Source organism: Microbacterium sp. Se63.02b, assembly GCF_014171575.1.
GTDB lineage: Bacteria > Actinomycetota > Actinomycetes > Actinomycetales > Microbacteriaceae > Microbacterium.
On record NZ_CP050453.1, the window covers coordinates 3404037 to 3418364 of the forward strand.

18 protein-coding genes are annotated in these 14328 nt (G+C 68.2%); 14 read left to right on the top strand and 4 right to left on the bottom strand.

Annotated elements, in window-relative coordinates; translation table 11 throughout:
- Positions 1-42 precede the first annotated feature (42 nt).
- Positions 43-1530, bottom strand: coding sequence for an FAD-binding oxidoreductase (locus tag G4G29_RS16955; RefSeq protein ID WP_244632139.1), 1488 nt, complete (start codon positions 1528-1530; stop codon positions 43-45).
- A 129-nt stretch (positions 1531-1659) separates the two neighbouring features.
- Here G4G29_RS16955 and G4G29_RS16960 point away from each other — a divergent pair, with 129 nt between their 5' ends.
- The 8 genes from G4G29_RS16960 (at position 1660) to G4G29_RS16990 (ending at position 8010) form a co-directional block, all read left to right on the top strand.
- Positions 1660-2427 (top strand): ATP-binding cassette domain-containing protein, encoded by a 768-nt coding sequence (locus G4G29_RS16960; RefSeq protein ID WP_183150916.1) that lies wholly within the window; start codon positions 1660-1662, stop codon positions 2425-2427.
- Positions 2424-3440 (top strand): ABC transporter permease, encoded by a 1017-nt coding sequence (locus tag G4G29_RS16965; protein ID WP_183150917.1) that lies wholly within the window; start codon positions 2424-2426, stop codon positions 3438-3440. Before G4G29_RS16960 ends, G4G29_RS16965 begins: the two co-directional genes overlap by 4 nt.
- Before the next feature lie 39 nt (positions 3441-3479).
- Positions 3480-4484, top strand: a complete 1005-nt coding sequence (locus G4G29_RS16970) for an ABC transporter substrate-binding protein (RefSeq protein ID WP_183150918.1) — start codon at positions 3480-3482, stop codon at positions 4482-4484.
- A 55-nt stretch (positions 4485-4539) separates the two neighbouring features.
- Positions 4540-5127 carry a hypothetical protein gene (locus G4G29_RS16975; RefSeq protein ID WP_202045326.1) on the top strand — a complete coding sequence of 196 codons (588 nt, stop codon included), beginning with the start codon at positions 4540-4542 and terminating at the stop codon, positions 5125-5127.
- A complete protein-coding gene (locus G4G29_RS20745; protein ID WP_202045328.1) occupies positions 5070-5378 on the top strand; it encodes a hypothetical protein in 309 nt (102 codons plus the stop codon). The genes G4G29_RS16975 and G4G29_RS20745 overlap by 58 nt, the downstream gene beginning before the upstream one ends.
- A 3-nt stretch (positions 5379-5381) precedes the next feature.
- Positions 5382-6746, top strand: a complete 1365-nt coding sequence (locus G4G29_RS16980) for an FGGY family carbohydrate kinase (RefSeq protein ID WP_183150919.1) — start codon at positions 5382-5384, stop codon at positions 6744-6746.
- Positions 6747-6792: 46 nt separating this feature from the next.
- Positions 6793-7398 (top strand): PfkB family carbohydrate kinase, encoded by a 606-nt coding sequence (locus tag G4G29_RS16985; protein ID WP_183150920.1) that lies wholly within the window; start codon positions 6793-6795, stop codon positions 7396-7398.
- A gap of 471 nt (positions 7399-7869) precedes the next feature.
- A complete protein-coding gene (locus G4G29_RS16990) occupies positions 7870-8010 on the top strand; it encodes a hypothetical protein (protein WP_183150921.1) in 141 nt (46 codons plus the stop codon).
- Positions 8011-8044: 34 nt separating this feature from the next.
- Here the strand turns inward: G4G29_RS16990 and G4G29_RS16995 are convergent, their stop codons facing one another.
- Positions 8045-8689: a TetR/AcrR family transcriptional regulator gene (locus G4G29_RS16995; RefSeq protein ID WP_183150922.1), complete on the bottom strand. Its 645-nt coding sequence runs from the start codon at positions 8687-8689 to the stop codon at positions 8045-8047.
- A 55-nt stretch (positions 8690-8744) separates the two neighbouring features.
- Here G4G29_RS16995 and G4G29_RS23600 point away from each other — a divergent pair, with 55 nt between their 5' ends.
- A complete protein-coding gene (locus G4G29_RS23600) occupies positions 8745-9167 on the top strand; it encodes an MFS transporter (RefSeq protein WP_183150923.1) in 423 nt (140 codons plus the stop codon).
- On the top strand, positions 9125-10129 hold the full coding sequence (locus tag G4G29_RS17005; RefSeq protein WP_183150924.1) for an MFS transporter: 1005 nt from the start codon (positions 9125-9127) through the stop codon (positions 10127-10129). Before G4G29_RS23600 ends, G4G29_RS17005 begins: the two co-directional genes overlap by 43 nt.
- Before the next feature lie 35 nt (positions 10130-10164).
- Here the strand turns inward: G4G29_RS17005 and G4G29_RS17010 are convergent, their stop codons facing one another.
- Positions 10165-10656 carry a glutathione peroxidase gene (locus tag G4G29_RS17010; protein ID WP_183150925.1) on the bottom strand — a complete coding sequence of 164 codons (492 nt, stop codon included), beginning with the start codon at positions 10654-10656 and terminating at the stop codon, positions 10165-10167.
- 17 nt (positions 10657-10673) lie between these two features.
- Positions 10674-11156 carry a MarR family transcriptional regulator gene (locus G4G29_RS17015; RefSeq protein WP_183150926.1) on the bottom strand — a complete coding sequence of 161 codons (483 nt, stop codon included), beginning with the start codon at positions 11154-11156 and terminating at the stop codon, positions 10674-10676.
- 163 nt (positions 11157-11319) lie between these two features.
- Here G4G29_RS17015 and G4G29_RS17020 point away from each other — a divergent pair, with 163 nt between their 5' ends.
- The 4 genes from G4G29_RS17020 to G4G29_RS20750 are packed head-to-tail and all read left to right on the top strand — an operon-like array spanning position 11320 to position 14325.
- On the top strand, positions 11320-12081 hold the full coding sequence (locus tag G4G29_RS17020) for a DUF5058 family protein (protein ID WP_183150927.1): 762 nt from the start codon (positions 11320-11322) through the stop codon (positions 12079-12081).
- A gap of 32 nt (positions 12082-12113) precedes the next feature.
- Positions 12114-12839, top strand: a complete 726-nt coding sequence (locus G4G29_RS17025; protein ID WP_183150928.1) for a hypothetical protein — start codon at positions 12114-12116, stop codon at positions 12837-12839.
- Positions 12840-12868: 29 nt separating this feature from the next.
- On the top strand, positions 12869-14152 hold the full coding sequence (locus G4G29_RS17030; RefSeq protein ID WP_202045330.1) for an amidohydrolase: 1284 nt from the start codon (positions 12869-12871) through the stop codon (positions 14150-14152).
- Positions 14149-14325 (top strand): hypothetical protein, encoded by a 177-nt coding sequence (locus G4G29_RS20750; protein ID WP_202045332.1) that lies wholly within the window; start codon positions 14149-14151, stop codon positions 14323-14325. The genes G4G29_RS17030 and G4G29_RS20750 overlap by 4 nt, the downstream gene beginning before the upstream one ends.
- Positions 14326-14328 lie beyond the last annotated feature (3 nt).

Genomic DNA, 14328 nt, shown 5'->3' on the forward strand with positions numbered 1-14328 from the left:
TGGCCGTCGCCATCCGAACGGCCGTCGCGTCCTGCCGCACGGTCACATCCCGAGCTTGCCGGGATTCAGGATTCCGTCGGGGTCGAGCGCGGACTTGAGCTTCTCGAGCACGGGGAAGCCCGTCCCCAACGAACGAGCCACCCACGCTTGACGTGCCAGGCCCCCGCCGTGGTGGTGGGAGACCTCGCCGTCGTGGGCGATCACGATCTCCATCGCCGTCGACCAGATCGCCTCGAGGCGGGCCAACGCGGTCTCGTCGTCGTCGGCACGGCCGAGCAGGATCAGGTAGAGCGAGGAGCCCTGGTCGTACACATGCGAGAAGTGTCCGAGCACCTCGTCTGCGAACGGTCGGAGCGCCTCCTTCATCTCGGCGTACATCGCCGGCAGCCGGCTCCACATGTTCGCCACCTCGACCGTCTCTGCATAACCGCCCTTCTCCGCGAGGAGTCGCTCCACGGTGGAGAAGTCGAACCGTCGTCCGAGCCAAGCCTCCACGGGCCCGCTGCCGATCGAAGATCCGCCGCACGCCTCGGCGATCCGCGAGAGTTCGGCGAACTCCGCGCGGGCGACGCTCTCGACGCCCTCCGCGCCGAGGAACAGCACCGGCGCATCACCCTCCCGATCGGGAGCGGCGTGACGCGCCTCGTCCGCGTCGTAGAACCGCACGAGGAACGGCCGCAGCCCGGCCTGCGACATCTCTCGCATGGCGTCGATGCCCGCCGCCACGTTGGGCATGGTGAACGCCTCGATGAAGCGCGCCTCAGGAACACGGAAGACCTTGAGCGTCACCTCGGTGACGATCCCGAGGGTCCCCTCCGAGCCGATCAGCAACTGCTTGAGGTCCGGCCCCATCGCCGCACGGGGGCGTTGACCGAGACGTGCGATCGACCCGTCGGCGAGAACGCACTCGTACGACACGACCAGGTTCTCGATCCCGCCGTAGCGCGACGAGAACTGCCCGGTGGCCCTGGTGGCGATCCAGCCGCCGATGGTGGACCGATACAGCGACTGAGGGAAGTGGTTGAGCGTATAGCCCCGCTCTCCGAGCCAGGTCTCCAGGTCGCCGCCCATGACCCCTGCGGGGGCCGTGACGGTGGCGTCGGTCTCATCGAGGACGGGCTCTCCCCCGAGGCCGGAGAGGTCCATCACGATTCCGCCGTGCATGGGGAGCGGCTGTCCGGTGACGGAGGATCCGAGGCCGCGCACCGTGAGGGGCGTCGCGGAGGTGCGGGCGATGTCGACGACCTCGACGATCTCGCGGACGGTGCTGACGCGGACGACGACGTCCGGTCGATGCGGGTGCCGATCGAGCTTCTGCCAGACGGTCGACACCGGCCAGGTGTCATGACTGGCGGCGTCGAGAGCGACCGCGGCGGTATCCACCGCGCGCTCCCCCAGCGCATCCAGCAGTGCGTCGGTGGCATTGGTCGTGGTCATTGCGGGTCTCCCTGTCGGATCGTGCGTGCGCCTGGCGCCCGCTGCGGCACCGACGACCGTGTCGGCGCGGAGCGAACGCGAGAGCGAGCTCATGCGTTCACCATACACAGAGTTGAATATTCCGTCTACTGAATTCTCCTCGGCTAAATCCTTGTTTTCTCGACAAATCTCTGCGTACTATCAATCATCAAGATTCTGATCAATGCAGATTGGCACCCGACAATGACGACTGAACCTCTTCTTGAAGCGCGCGATGTGACGAAGCACTTCGGCGCGGTGCAGGCGCTGCGCGGCGCGAGCTTCCGGATCTTCCCCGGCGAGGTGGTCGCGCTGATGGGCGACAACGGCGCGGGCAAGAGCACCCTCATCAAGACGATCTGCGGCGTGAACACGCCAGACACGGGCGAGATCCTCTTCGAAGGACGCTCGATCGCCGGCTGGCACCCGAAGGCCGTGCAGGCACTCGGCATCGAGACCGTGTATCAAGACCTCGCCCTGGCGCCGGATCTCGACACCCCTTCCAACCTCTTCCTCGGACGCGAGCGTCTGATGCCGGGGATGCTGGGGACCCTCGGTGTCTTGGCGCGGCGGTCGATGCGCGAGGAGGCCGGCAAGGTGCTGACCGACCTCAACGTGAAGATCAAGGACGTCCGGGCACCCGTGAACAACCTGTCCGGAGGTCAGCAGCAGAGCGTCGCCGTGGCCCGCGCCGTCACATGGGCGGACAAGCTCGTCATCATGGACGAACCGACCGCAGCGCTCGGAGTCCCTCAGACGCAGGCCGTGCTCGCGCTCATCAGACGGGTCAAGGAGTCCGGACGTTCGGTCATCCTCATCAGCCACAGCTTGCCTGATGTCATGCAGGTCGCCGATCGGGTCGAGGTGCTGCGACTCGGTCGCCGCGTCGCGCAGCTGGTCACCGCAGAGACGAACGACGCACAGATCGTCGGCGCCATGACCGGCGCCTGGACGCAGGAGGCCGCAGCATGACCACAGACACCACCACCCTGCCGGACGCCGACGACGACACCACACGCCGCCGCTTCCGGATGCCTCGGCTGCTGGGCTCGGCGACCGACATCACCGCGATCCTCATCCTCATCGTCATCGTGTTCGCCGTGCTCGATCCGCGGTCGTTCTTCACCCCGCAGAACTTCACCCAGATCCTCATCAACGCCGCACTGCTGCTCGTCATGGCGGTCGGCGCCACGTTCGTGCTCATCACCGGCGGTGTCGACCTCTCGGTCGGATCCGTCCTGGTGTTCTCGGGCGTGATCGCCGGCAAGGTCATGGAGTGGTTCGGCAGCGCGGGGTGGGGTGCGAGCATCGCAGGAATCGGCGCCGCCCTGCTCGCCGGCACGGCCTGGGGATGCGTGAACGGACTCGTCATCACCAAGCTGCGTGTGCCGCCGCTGATCGCGACGCTCGGCTCGTACGGCGCGGCCCAGGGACTCGCCCAGATCATCACCAACGGCAACGACATGAAGAACATCCCCACGGAGCTCGTCGACACGATCGGGTTCGGTCGCATCGCCGGGATTCCGATCCTGGTGATCATCGCCGTGCTCGTGGCGGTGATCGGTGGACTGATCCTCTGGGCGACCCGGTACGGCCAGCGGACATACGCCGTCGGATCGAACGCCGAAGCGGCCAGGCGTGCGGGCATCAACGTCGACCGCCACCTGCTCAAGGTCTACGCGATCGCCGGCATGCTGGCAGGACTCGCCGGGATCCTCAGCTACGCGAAGTTCGGCACGACGACGCTCGCCGGACACGCCACCGACAACCTCAACGTGATCGCTGCCGTCGTGATCGGCGGAACCAGCCTCTTCGGCGGGGTCGGCACGATGATCGGCACGGTGGTCGGAACCCTCATCCCCGCCACACTCGCGAACGGCCTCGTCATCGTCGGCCTGAACAGCTTCTGGCGGGACTTCGCCGTCGGCATCGTCCTCGTGGCCGCCGTCTATCTCGACCAGCTGCGACGACGATCCCGCAAATAGCCCATCCACCCGATCAATGACATCCACCGAGGAGAAACCATGAACGCAACACGCAAGGTCAGTGCCGTCCTTGCCGCGACCACGCTGGTCGTCGCGCTGGCCAGCTGTTCCAGCGGCGACGCAGGAGACGGTGACGGCGGAGGGGAAGAGGGAGACGCCTATTCGATCGCCCTCATCCCCGGCGTCGCCAACGACGCCTACTACGGTTCGGTCGCGTGCGGCGTGCAGGCCGTCGCCGACGAGAACGGCGCGACCGTCGACGTGCAGGCTCCCAACAGCTTCAGCCCGACCGACCAGATCCCGATCCTGCAGTCCGTGATAGCCACGAGTCCCGACGCCATCATCATCGCCCCCACCGACTCGAAGGCTCTCTACGCGCCGCTGCGCGAAGCCGTGGAGGCCGGCATCACGGTCGTCCTCGTCGACACCACTCTCGACGACCCGTCGATCGCGGTCTCACAGGTCAGCTCCGACAATGAAGAGGCCGGGAAGGTCGCCGCCGAGACTCTGGCCGAGGCGCTCGGCGACGAGACCGGCTCGGTGATCACGGTGAACCTCACGGCCGGCGTGACGACGACCGATGCGCGCGAGGCCGGCTTCGCCGAGGCCATCGCCGGGGTCGACGGCCTCGAGTACCTCGGGCAGCAGTATTCCAACAACAGCGTCCAGACGGCGGAGTCGATCGTGTCGGCGGCCATCGCCGCGAATCCCGATCTCGTCGGTGTGTTCAGCACCGCCGCATTCAACACCGAAGGCGCGGTCGCCGCTCTCAAGTCCGCCGACATGCAGGACACCGTCAAGGTCGTCGGCTTCAACGCGAACCCTCCGGGGATCGAGCAGATCAGCAACGGAGACGTGTTCGCCCAGGTCGTGCTCAAACCCTATGACGAGGGTGTCCAGGCGGCCGAGCAGGCGTTCAACGCGCTGAACGGCGACGAGGTCGAAGAGGTCATCACCACCGGAGCACTGGTGGCGACCGCCGACAACCTCGACGATCCTGAGATCCAGAAGTACCTCTACAGCTTCGACTGCCCCGCCTCCTGACCCCACCCTGTGGGCCGGTGCTCGCGGGCACCGGCCCACCGATGAAAGGATCCCCATGGATTCCCGCACTGGCAAGAAGATCCGCCTCGGCCGTCTGCTGAACCCCTCGACCCAGCGCGGCGTGGTCGTCGCCGCCTCCCACGGCGTGATGAGCGGCCCGCCGTCCGGCCTGAAGACCAGAGCCGAGATCGCGGACGTCTTCGCTCAGATCGATCTCGCCGACGGTGTCATGGTGTCTCCCGGGATGGTGCCGCTGACGGAGGACTTCTTCGTCGGTCGGGGCCGCCCCGGACTGGTCCTCCACCTCGACTGGAAGAACCACGGACGCCGCATCTACACCCCCGGCACGGACGGACGCAGTGAGGGTGTGCTCGCACAGCTCGCGACCATGGAGGAGGTCGCGGCCTCCGGTATCGACGCCGTGATGACGTACCTCTATCTCGGCCAGCGCGACAGCACTCTCGAGCGTGCGGAGATCGAGCGCAACGCCCGCATCGTCCGCGACGCCGAGCGGCTCGGCCTCGCCGTCATCATCGAACCCCGGTCCGCGCTCGAGGCAGAGGGCGACGAGGCGTTCTCCCCGAGGTGCTCAGCCTCTACTGCCGCATCTCCGCCGACATCGGCGCCGACATCGTCAAGGTGATCTGGAACGGTTCGGTGGAACGCTTCGCCCCCGTGGCACAGACGTGCTTCGCCCCGATCCTCGTCGCCGGTGGCCCCGGCGGAGAATCCCCGGAGGAGACCTTCCAGCTCGCAGCCGATTCCATCGAGGCCGGTGCCGCCGGAGTCATGTTCGGTCGCCGCGTCTTCCGCGCGGAAGACCCGGCCGGCGTCCTCGCGGGTCTGCGCCAGGTCGTGCACCACGACGTCCTGGTCTCCGAGGTCTCGGTCTGACGGATGTGGTTCCTCGGCATCGACATCGGCACCACGCACGTCAAGGTCGTCGGTGTCACCGCTGAGGGGGTCGAGCTCGATCCCCTCAGAACCCGCACCCCGGTGAACCTCATCGACGGCGCGACCTTCCACGAGGGCGGCGAGATCTGGGACTGTGTCCGAGACCTCGTCCGCGCGTACGCGCATGGGCCCGTGCAGGATGTCGGCGGAGGACTCCTCGCCGGTGTCGCGGTCGGATCCTTCGGCCAGGAGGAGTCCTTCCCCGTCGACGACCACGGAACCCCGTTGACGGGGTCGCGGGCCTGGTGGGAGCGCTGGCCGGAGCGAACCCTGCACGCCGCCGCCGTGGAGCACCTCGACTCCGTGGAGCATTTCCGCACCTCGGGCATGCGCTTCCGCGACAACCAGTCCCCCGACCGCATCGCACGCCTGCGCGCCGACCACCCCGATGTCTGGGCGCACACGCATCGCTGGGTGGACTTCGGCGCCTTCGTCACGTTCCAGCTGAGCGGCCGATGGGCGCTCAGCTCCACCCAGGCGACGCACAGCCAGTTCTTCGACCTCCTCACTCTGGAACCCGACCAGGCCAGCCTCGATCTCGTCGACATCGAGGCCGGTCTGTTCCCGGAGATCGCACACCCCGGCACTCGGATCGGCGCCTTGCTCCCTGATGCGCTTCCCGGAGTCCCGATCGCCGACGGCGCCGCCGTGTACGTCGGAGGTCATGACCAGGTGATGGCCGCATATGCGAGTTCCGTCCACGACGGGGCATCCGCCGTGGACGCCATCGGCACAGCCGAATACGTCATGCTCACCAGCGGCGCGTTCGCGCTCGATGAGCGCCTGCATGCCTTCGGCGCGGACGTCGAACGCGGATGGATGCCGGACCAGTACGTGCTCGGGTGGGGCCTGCCGACGGGGAAGATACTCCAGCAGCTCGCGGACAGATTCGTCGACGGGGACTTCGACCGCCTGATGGCCGCCATCGATGTCGACCTCCCTTCGCCTCCGCAGGTGCACCTCCGCGTGAACGACCTGCACGGGCGCGCGGAAGACCTCTTCGACGTCGAGGGCGTCGAAGAGCGGACCAGGCCCGACGACATCGTGCGCGCATGCCTCACCGATCTGTCCGTGCAGATCCGCGACACGGTGCGGACGATGGCCGCGATCGCGGAGGCGCCTCTGGACTCCATCGCCCTCACGGGCTCGCTGTTCCAGCGCTCTGAACTGGTGCGTCACCGTGAACGCCTGTGGAACCTGCCGTTGCGGGTGAGTCCGCTGCGGGAGGCTGCGGCCGTCGGCGCCGCCGAGCTCGCCCGAGCATCACACACCCGCGCCACCTCGACCGTAGGAGACCGCATCGCATGAAGGTCGTCATCGCCTCCTGAACCCCGCCATCGAGAGGCTGCTCGTCGTGGACGAGAACCGTCCGGGTGCAGTGCATCGGCTGATGCGCAGCGAGACCCTCGCAGGAGGAAAGGGCGTCAACGTCGCGCGCGTGCTCGCCCAGCTGCAGACACCGGCGTTCGCCCCTGTCGACGACGGCGAACACGTCGAGGTCTCCGCCGTGCTCGTCGGTCCGCTCGGAGGTCCGACCGGTGATCTCCAGGCCGAGCTGCTCGCCGCCGAAGGGCTGGTCTCCCGGACCACATCGGTCGACGGATGGACGCGCGTCAACGAGATCCTCGTCGACGAGTCACGACCCGACGGCGCCACGGTGTACAACGCGCAGGGCCCGACGATCAGCTCGCACGAGACGTCGGAGCTGCACGACCTCGCCATGTCGTCGCTCGATGGCGCGGCGATGCTGGTGTGCACCGGCAGCCTGCCTCCGGGGATCCCTGCCGACTTCTACGCCACCTGGATCGACGCCGCTCGTGCACGTGGCATCCGCACCCTCCTCGATGCCCACGGGGCGGCGCTCCGTCATGGCGCCGCCGCAGCGCCGGACATCATCAAGGTCAATCGCGACGAGATCGCCGACCTCGCAGCCGGAGAGGGGTCGACCAGGCGGAGCTGATACGCGGGTGGCGCGCGCGGGGAACCGAAGCGGTCATCATCACCGACGGTTCGAAGCCTGTGCGTGCGGAGATCGCCTCCACCTCCTGGGCCATCGATGCTCCGACCGTAGCGACGCGCAGCGCGGTGGGCTCGGGGACGCATTCACCGCGGGACTCGTCTGGAGCATCGTCGCCAGGTCCACCGCGTCGTGGCCGACCCATCTGGCACTGGGTGTGGCGTGCGGAGCCTCGAATGCGGCCAGCACCTTGGCCCGGCTGTCGGATGAGATCCCGCCGCGGAGTCTCCTCGACCAGGTGCGGCTCCGCGACGTCGGTCCGTCAGAGCCGCGTAATGGATCGGCCCGCTGAGCGTCTTCCTTCTGGGGGATATATCGCCACTGCTCGACATGCCCCTGCGAGAGGCCTGATCCCGTGACGCGAGGATCGGCGCCCTCGCCCGCAGCTCCGATCATGACGCGAACCAGGAATCCATGTCTCGCACAGCCCGACCCCCACGCCTGCACCCGACAGCCGGACGACGCCGCCTCTCACCGTGGTGGGGCTGCGCGGTGGCGACCGTGGCCGGGCTGGGGGCGATCGGCATGGCTGTCGCCGCGTGGTTCGTGCAGTGAGCACCGCCTCGCCCTGGCGGGCGCTCGCGACCCGTCAGCGGGACCCGAGGTCGGACTCCCGCGGCCCGAACGCCGCGAGGAACGTGTCGACGCCGTCTTTGACGGGCTGATCGAGTTCGGATTCGGCGAGCGTGCGCCCGCCGAATCCGCTCGCCGACAGGGCATCGTCCGTCACGAGGGACATGAACTGCCGTGCGGCGCGGGGTGCGTCCCGTAGTCGCAGGTATCCGGACGTGGACAGTTGCGCGAGCTTTCCGGCGAGCGCGTCGATGGTGCGCGCACGATTCGAGTCCCTGATCCCGTCGAGCAGTTCCGGGAATCGCGTCCGCTCCGCGAACTGCAGGCGCATGAGCGCGGCGCCATGGGCGTGCGAGACGCAATCGACGAGGGCGCGGCCCAACCGCTCGAGCTCTTTCCGAAGATCCGTGGGCGTCAGATCGAGCGAGGCGATCACCTCGAGCACACGGTCGTTGGCCTGCTGCGAGCCGTGCTTCACGGCTGCGGTGAAGAGCGCCTGTTTGTCGCCGAAGCGATTGTAGACAGTGGGCTTGGCGACCCCCGCGTTCCGCGCGATCTCGTCGACGGTGCCGTCGGTGAACCCGTCCCGCCCGAAGACGATCAGTGCGGCCGCGAGGATCGCCTCGCCCTTGTCCACGCGTGATCCGGTCGCCGTCTTCATGTCCTCAGTGTACTTCGCGGTCGCACGGACTATACGTGGGAGTACAGTTGTACTCATGCGTACAAAAACTCGTACTGACACGTCAACCAGGCCTCCCGCTTCTCTCGGCGCCACCGCAGCCGTCCTCGTGCCCGGCGGCGTCCTCGCCGTGTTGAGCACCACCGTCGTCGGCGTCGCCGTCCCCGATCTGGTGTCGGAGTTCGACGCCGGTGTGGACGCCGCACAGTGGGTGACCACCGCATTCCTCCTCGCCGCGGGTATCGCGATCCCCGTCAGCGGCTGGGCGAGCGTCCGCTACGGCATCCGCGCCACCTGGCTCGTCGCGGTCGGCTTGTTCACCGTCGGGTCGCTGATGTCCGCGTTCGCCGGCGACTTCGGTGCGCTCACCGCGGCCCGGGCGGTCCAGGGTCTGGGGGTGGCGCGCTCGAACCCGTCATGCTCACCGCCCTGGCGCAGCTCGCGGGGCCGGAACGCATAGGTCGCGTCATGGGCAGCGTGGCCGCCGTGATCTCGGTCGGGCCTCTCGCCGGCCCCGCGCTCGGCGGCATCGTCATCGACTCGCTGGGGTGGCGCTGGACGTTCCTGTTCACCGCCGTCATCGCCGTCATGGTCTTGCTCGGCTCGCTCGTCGTCCTGCGCGGGCAGGCGCGCGACACGATTCGGTTGGACTTGCCGGGGTTGCTGCTGCTCGCACTCGCCACCATGCTCGGGCTGTACGGACTGTCCCGCGGATCGTCGGCATCCGGCTTCGACGGCATCACGATCGCTGCCCTCGCCGCCGCCATCGTGCTCCTCGTCGGATTCGTGCTCTGGGCGCGACGGCGGGGCGACCGGGCGATCGTGAACCTCGCGACCTTCCGCGCCAGAGGATTCGGTCCTGCGGTGACCGTGATGGCGCTCATGGGCGCGGCCATCTACCCGCTGTTCTTCGGGCTCCCCCTCTACTACACGGGCGTGGCCGGGCTCAGTGCGACGGCGGCCGGCCTCCTGATGCTCCCGTTCGGACTCGGCACCCTGATCGCGATGCCCGTCGCCGGGCGCCTCAGCGACCGTGTCGACGGCCGGATCCTGGTCTGGTCCGGCGCCGGGCTGGGAGTCGCGGGTTTCCTTGCGCTGCTCACCACGGGAGCGTCCACTCCCCTGTGGCACTACGCGGGAATCGCCCTCGCGATCGGCATCGGCCTCGGCTCGATCGGAAGCCCGACCGTCTCGACGATCTACCGGGTCCTGCCCGCACCCCTCATCCCGTCCGGAAGCACGATCCTGTTCGTCGTGAACCAGCTGGGTGGGGCGCTCGGAGTCGCCGCGCTCGTCGTGCTCATCGGCGCGGGCGGGTGGTCTCCCGAGGTCGGCACCGCACCATTCTGGCTACCGGTCTCCGCCCTCGTCGCGATCGCGCTGACCGCGGCTTGGCTTCGCCCCCGTCGTGCGCTCCCCTGATCGAGGAGGACGCCCGGGGGCGCCGGGCGTCTTCCTCACTCTGCGACGTCGAGCCACTCCTCGATCGCAGTGACCACCTTCGGGTCATCGGGCTCGGTGCGAGGACGGAAGCGCTTGACACGTCCGTCCGGGTGCACGAGGAACTTCTCGAAGTTCCACGTCACCTTTCCCGCCTTGCCCTCGTCGTCGGCGACCGTCGTCAGCTCCTTGTAGAGGGGGTGCGCCCCTCTGCCGTTCAGCCGGACCTTCTCGGTCATGGGAAAGCTGACACCCCACGTCGCCGAGCAGTACTCGGCGATCGCCTCGGAAGAGCCGAGTTCCTGAAGGAACTGGTTGCTGGGGAAGCCGATCACGGTGAACCCCCGCTCCGCGTAGGTGCGCTGGAGCTGCTCCAGCTTCTCGTACTGCGGGGCGAGCCCGCACCGCGAAGCGACGTTGACGACGAGGGCCACCTTGCCGTCGGAAAGCGAGCCGAACGTCGTCGGTGCTCCGTTCAGGGTGGTCACGGGGATGGGGTTCAGCTCCATGGTGTCTCCTTTGGGTGTCATGAGGTCTGCAGCGCAGACTCCCGTCCTGCGTCAGAGTGGACGTCGTCCGGGGGGAACGCCTTCACGCTCTCGCGGAGCGCGCTCAACCGGGCCAGGAGGTCACGCGCCTCGTCGGCTTCGACGCCGAGAGCACGGGCGATGCAGTCTTCGAGCCACCCGAGCTCATCGCGGATCGCCAGGCCTCGAGCGGTGGAGCGCACCAGCACCCGGCGCCGGTCCGCCGCGTCGACCGAGCGCTCCACGAGACCTGCCGTCTCCATGCGTGTCAGCAATCCCGTCACGCTGCTGGAGTCCAGGTGCAGGTGCTCGGCGATCTTCCCGGCGGTCAGCTCGCCCTGGTCCCACAGCACCGCGAGCAGGACCACTTGCTGATAGCTCAGCCCCCACGGCGCGAGGAGGTCTCGATACAACCGGACCGTCGCCTGCGTGGCCGTGTACAACGCGTGGCAGAGCGAGTCGTCGAGCGCGTGCGGCGTCATGTCGAAAGCCTTGCACACAAGAACTTTGCATACAAGAGGAATCCGAGACACCGAGGCAGATCCTGATTCGTTACACGCCCGCAACACGAGAGGTCTGTCGCCGTAATCGGACAGTGTCCATTATGGAGAACACGTTCGATCGCATCCCTCGAAGGAGCTCGCCATGAGCGACGTTGCCGCCACGCTCGACCCCGGTTCGACCGACATCCTCGGCGCTGCGAATCAGCCGATCCTCTGGATCTGCGCCGTCGCCGTCTTCGCCGTGATCGCCCTCCAGACCGTCATCTACTTCTTCGCCGTACGCAGAGCAGCACCGGCCGTCGGGATGTCGGAGACCGACGTCAAGACCTCGTTCCGGTCCGGCGCCATCGCCGCGATCGGCCCGTCGCTGGCGGTCGCCCTCATCGCCATCACGCTGATCAGCGTGTTCGGCACACCGGGAGTCCTCACCCGCATCGGATTGATCGGCTCGGCGGCCTTCGAAGTCGCCGCCGCCGGCATCGCGTCCGGCACGCAGGGCGCAGAGCTCGGCGGCGCGGGCTACACGCAGGCCGTCTTCGCGACGGTCCTGCTGTGCATCGCCCTCGCCGGGGCAGGATGGATGCTCGTCACGCTCATCGCGACGCCGCTGCTCAAGCGTGGCAACCGCAAGCTCGAGTCAGGCACGAGCGCGAGAGCATCCGCCGCGATGGCGATCATCCCGACCGCCGCTCTCTTCGGAGCATTCGGGACCTTCGGCATCCAGCAGTTCCAGAGAGGCCTCGCCGCCACGATCGTCGTCCTCGCCAGCGGCGCGACGATGGGCGTCTGCCTGTGGATCGCGAAAGCGACCGGCGCCTCGTGGCTGCGGGAGTGGGCACTGGGCATCTCCTTGGTCGTCGGCATCACCGTCGGCGTCCTCGTCAGCAAGGCGGGCATCGCATGACCGCCACGGACCGCACCCCTGGAGGTTCACCGATGACCGATGACAGCGCGAGCGTCGCCTGGGCGGCGTTCGACAAGACGACCTCCCGCTGGGGTCGCCTCACGATGATCGCCGCCATGATCGTCATGATCGGAGGCCCCGCCATCGTCGCCGCCCAGCTCGGCGTCCAGCCGGTCGCCGTCCTGAGCGGGGTGCTGGCGATCGCCGTGGCGTTCGGCGTGATCTGGTTCATCGAACCGCTCTCGTACTTCCCGATCCTCGGCCCAGCGAGCATGTACCAGGCGTTCATGATCGGCAACATCTCGAACAAGCTGCTGCCCTCCGCGATCGTCGCCCAGTCCGCCATCGGCGCCAAGCCCGAGACCAAGCGCGGACAGCTCGCGGCGGTGCTCGCGATCTGCGGCGCCGCGGCCGCGCACCTGATCAGCCTGCTCATCTTCGTCGGCATCCTCGGCACCGTGGTGCTGAATGTCATCCCCGCCGACGTCGTCACGTCGATCCAGACGTTCGTCCTGCCCGCGGTCATGGGCGGAGTGGTCGTGCAGATGATCGCCGGCAATCCGCAGCCGCGCATCCTGACCATCGCCGTCGTCGTCGGACTCGTCGTGCAGCTGGTGCTCACACCGCTGTTCCCGATCCTCGCCGCGTTCGGCATCGCGATCTCGGTGGTGGCCACCATCCTGTTGTCGCTCTTCCTGCCGCGAGGCATGAAGACCACGCCCGCCACAGCCGATTCCACCGCGCAGGACGCGGCGTGACCGAGAACACACAACGAGAGGAACAGAAGATGACGAGCGCAGAGACGACGACATCGGTGTCGGCCGTGAAGCCCATCGTGGACGAGCTCGCCCCGAGGTTCACGCGGCTGAGCGACGAGATCTGGGACCACCCGGAGCTCCGTTGGGAAGAGCACCGGTCCATGCAGAAGCAGATCGAGGCCGCCGAGGAGTTCGGCGCGCGGATCACCCGCGAGGCGGGCGGCGTTCCCACCGCATTCTCCGCCGAGTGGGGCTCGGGGGCGCCCGTGATCGGCTTCCTCGGCGAGTACGACGCTCTGGCATCGCTCAGCCAGGAGGCGGGCTCTGCGGTGCGCGCGCCCGACACCGCGAGCGGCACCGACGCGGGACACGGCTGCGGGCACAACCTCCTCGGCGCAGGATCCCTGCTGGCTGCGGTCGCGACAGCCAGACAGCTCGCCGAGTCCGGCCTGCCCGGCACCGTGCGCTACTACGGATGCCCCGCAGAAGAGGGCGCGGCCGGCAAGACCTTCATGGTCGCCGCCGGCGCGTTCGACGACGTGGACGCCGCCGTCACCAACCACCCGGGCGACAGCATGTCGGCGGATCAGTGGAAGTCGCTGGCGTACACGCAGGCGTATTTCCGGTTCCGTGGCATCCCCTCGCACGCGGGGGCCGCGCCCCAGTTCGGTCGCAGTGCGCTCGACGCCGCAGAGCTCATGAACGTCGGGGTCAACTTCCTGCGCGAGCACATCGACGACTCCGAGCGCATCCACTATGCGTTCACCGACGCGGGTGGACCGTCCGCCAACGTGGTCCAGCCGACCGCCGAGCTGTATTACATCGTCCGCTCCCCCACGGTCGCCCGGATGCGCGCCCTGTACGAGCGCGTGGTGAAGGTCGCTCAGGGTGCCGCGCTCATGACCGAGACCGAGCTGGAGATCGAGTTCGACGGCGCCTGCGCAGAGCTGCTGCCCAATCGCACGCTCGAGGAGAGGCTGTACGCGAACGTGGTCGAGCTCGGCGGGGTCCCGTTCGACGACGCCGACCAGGAGTACGGGCGCCGCATCGCGGAGGGTCTTCCCGAGGGCGCTGAGCGCAACGCCCGGCGGCTCCGCGGTCTCGCACCGGACACGCCACCCTACTTCGACGGCGTGTTCCCGCTCGCCGACCCGAACCGGCGAGGGCAGATGACCGGATCCACCGACGTGGGCGATGTGAGCTGGGTGACCCCGACCGTGCAGATCATGGCGGGGACCGCGGCACTGGGCACACCGCCGCACTCGTGGCAGATGGTCGCGCAGGGAAGAGCCCGGCGGCGCACAAGGGCATGATCCACGGCGCGACGGCGATGGCGGCCACGGCGTTCGACCTGCTGACCGACCCCGCCCTGCTGCACGCCGCGAAGAGCGAGTTCGACGCGATCATCGCCGAGACTCCCTACGACCGCCCCATTCCCGAGGGCGTGATCCCCCCGTCGCTGCGCCCCGGCTACCGACCGGCCTGACCT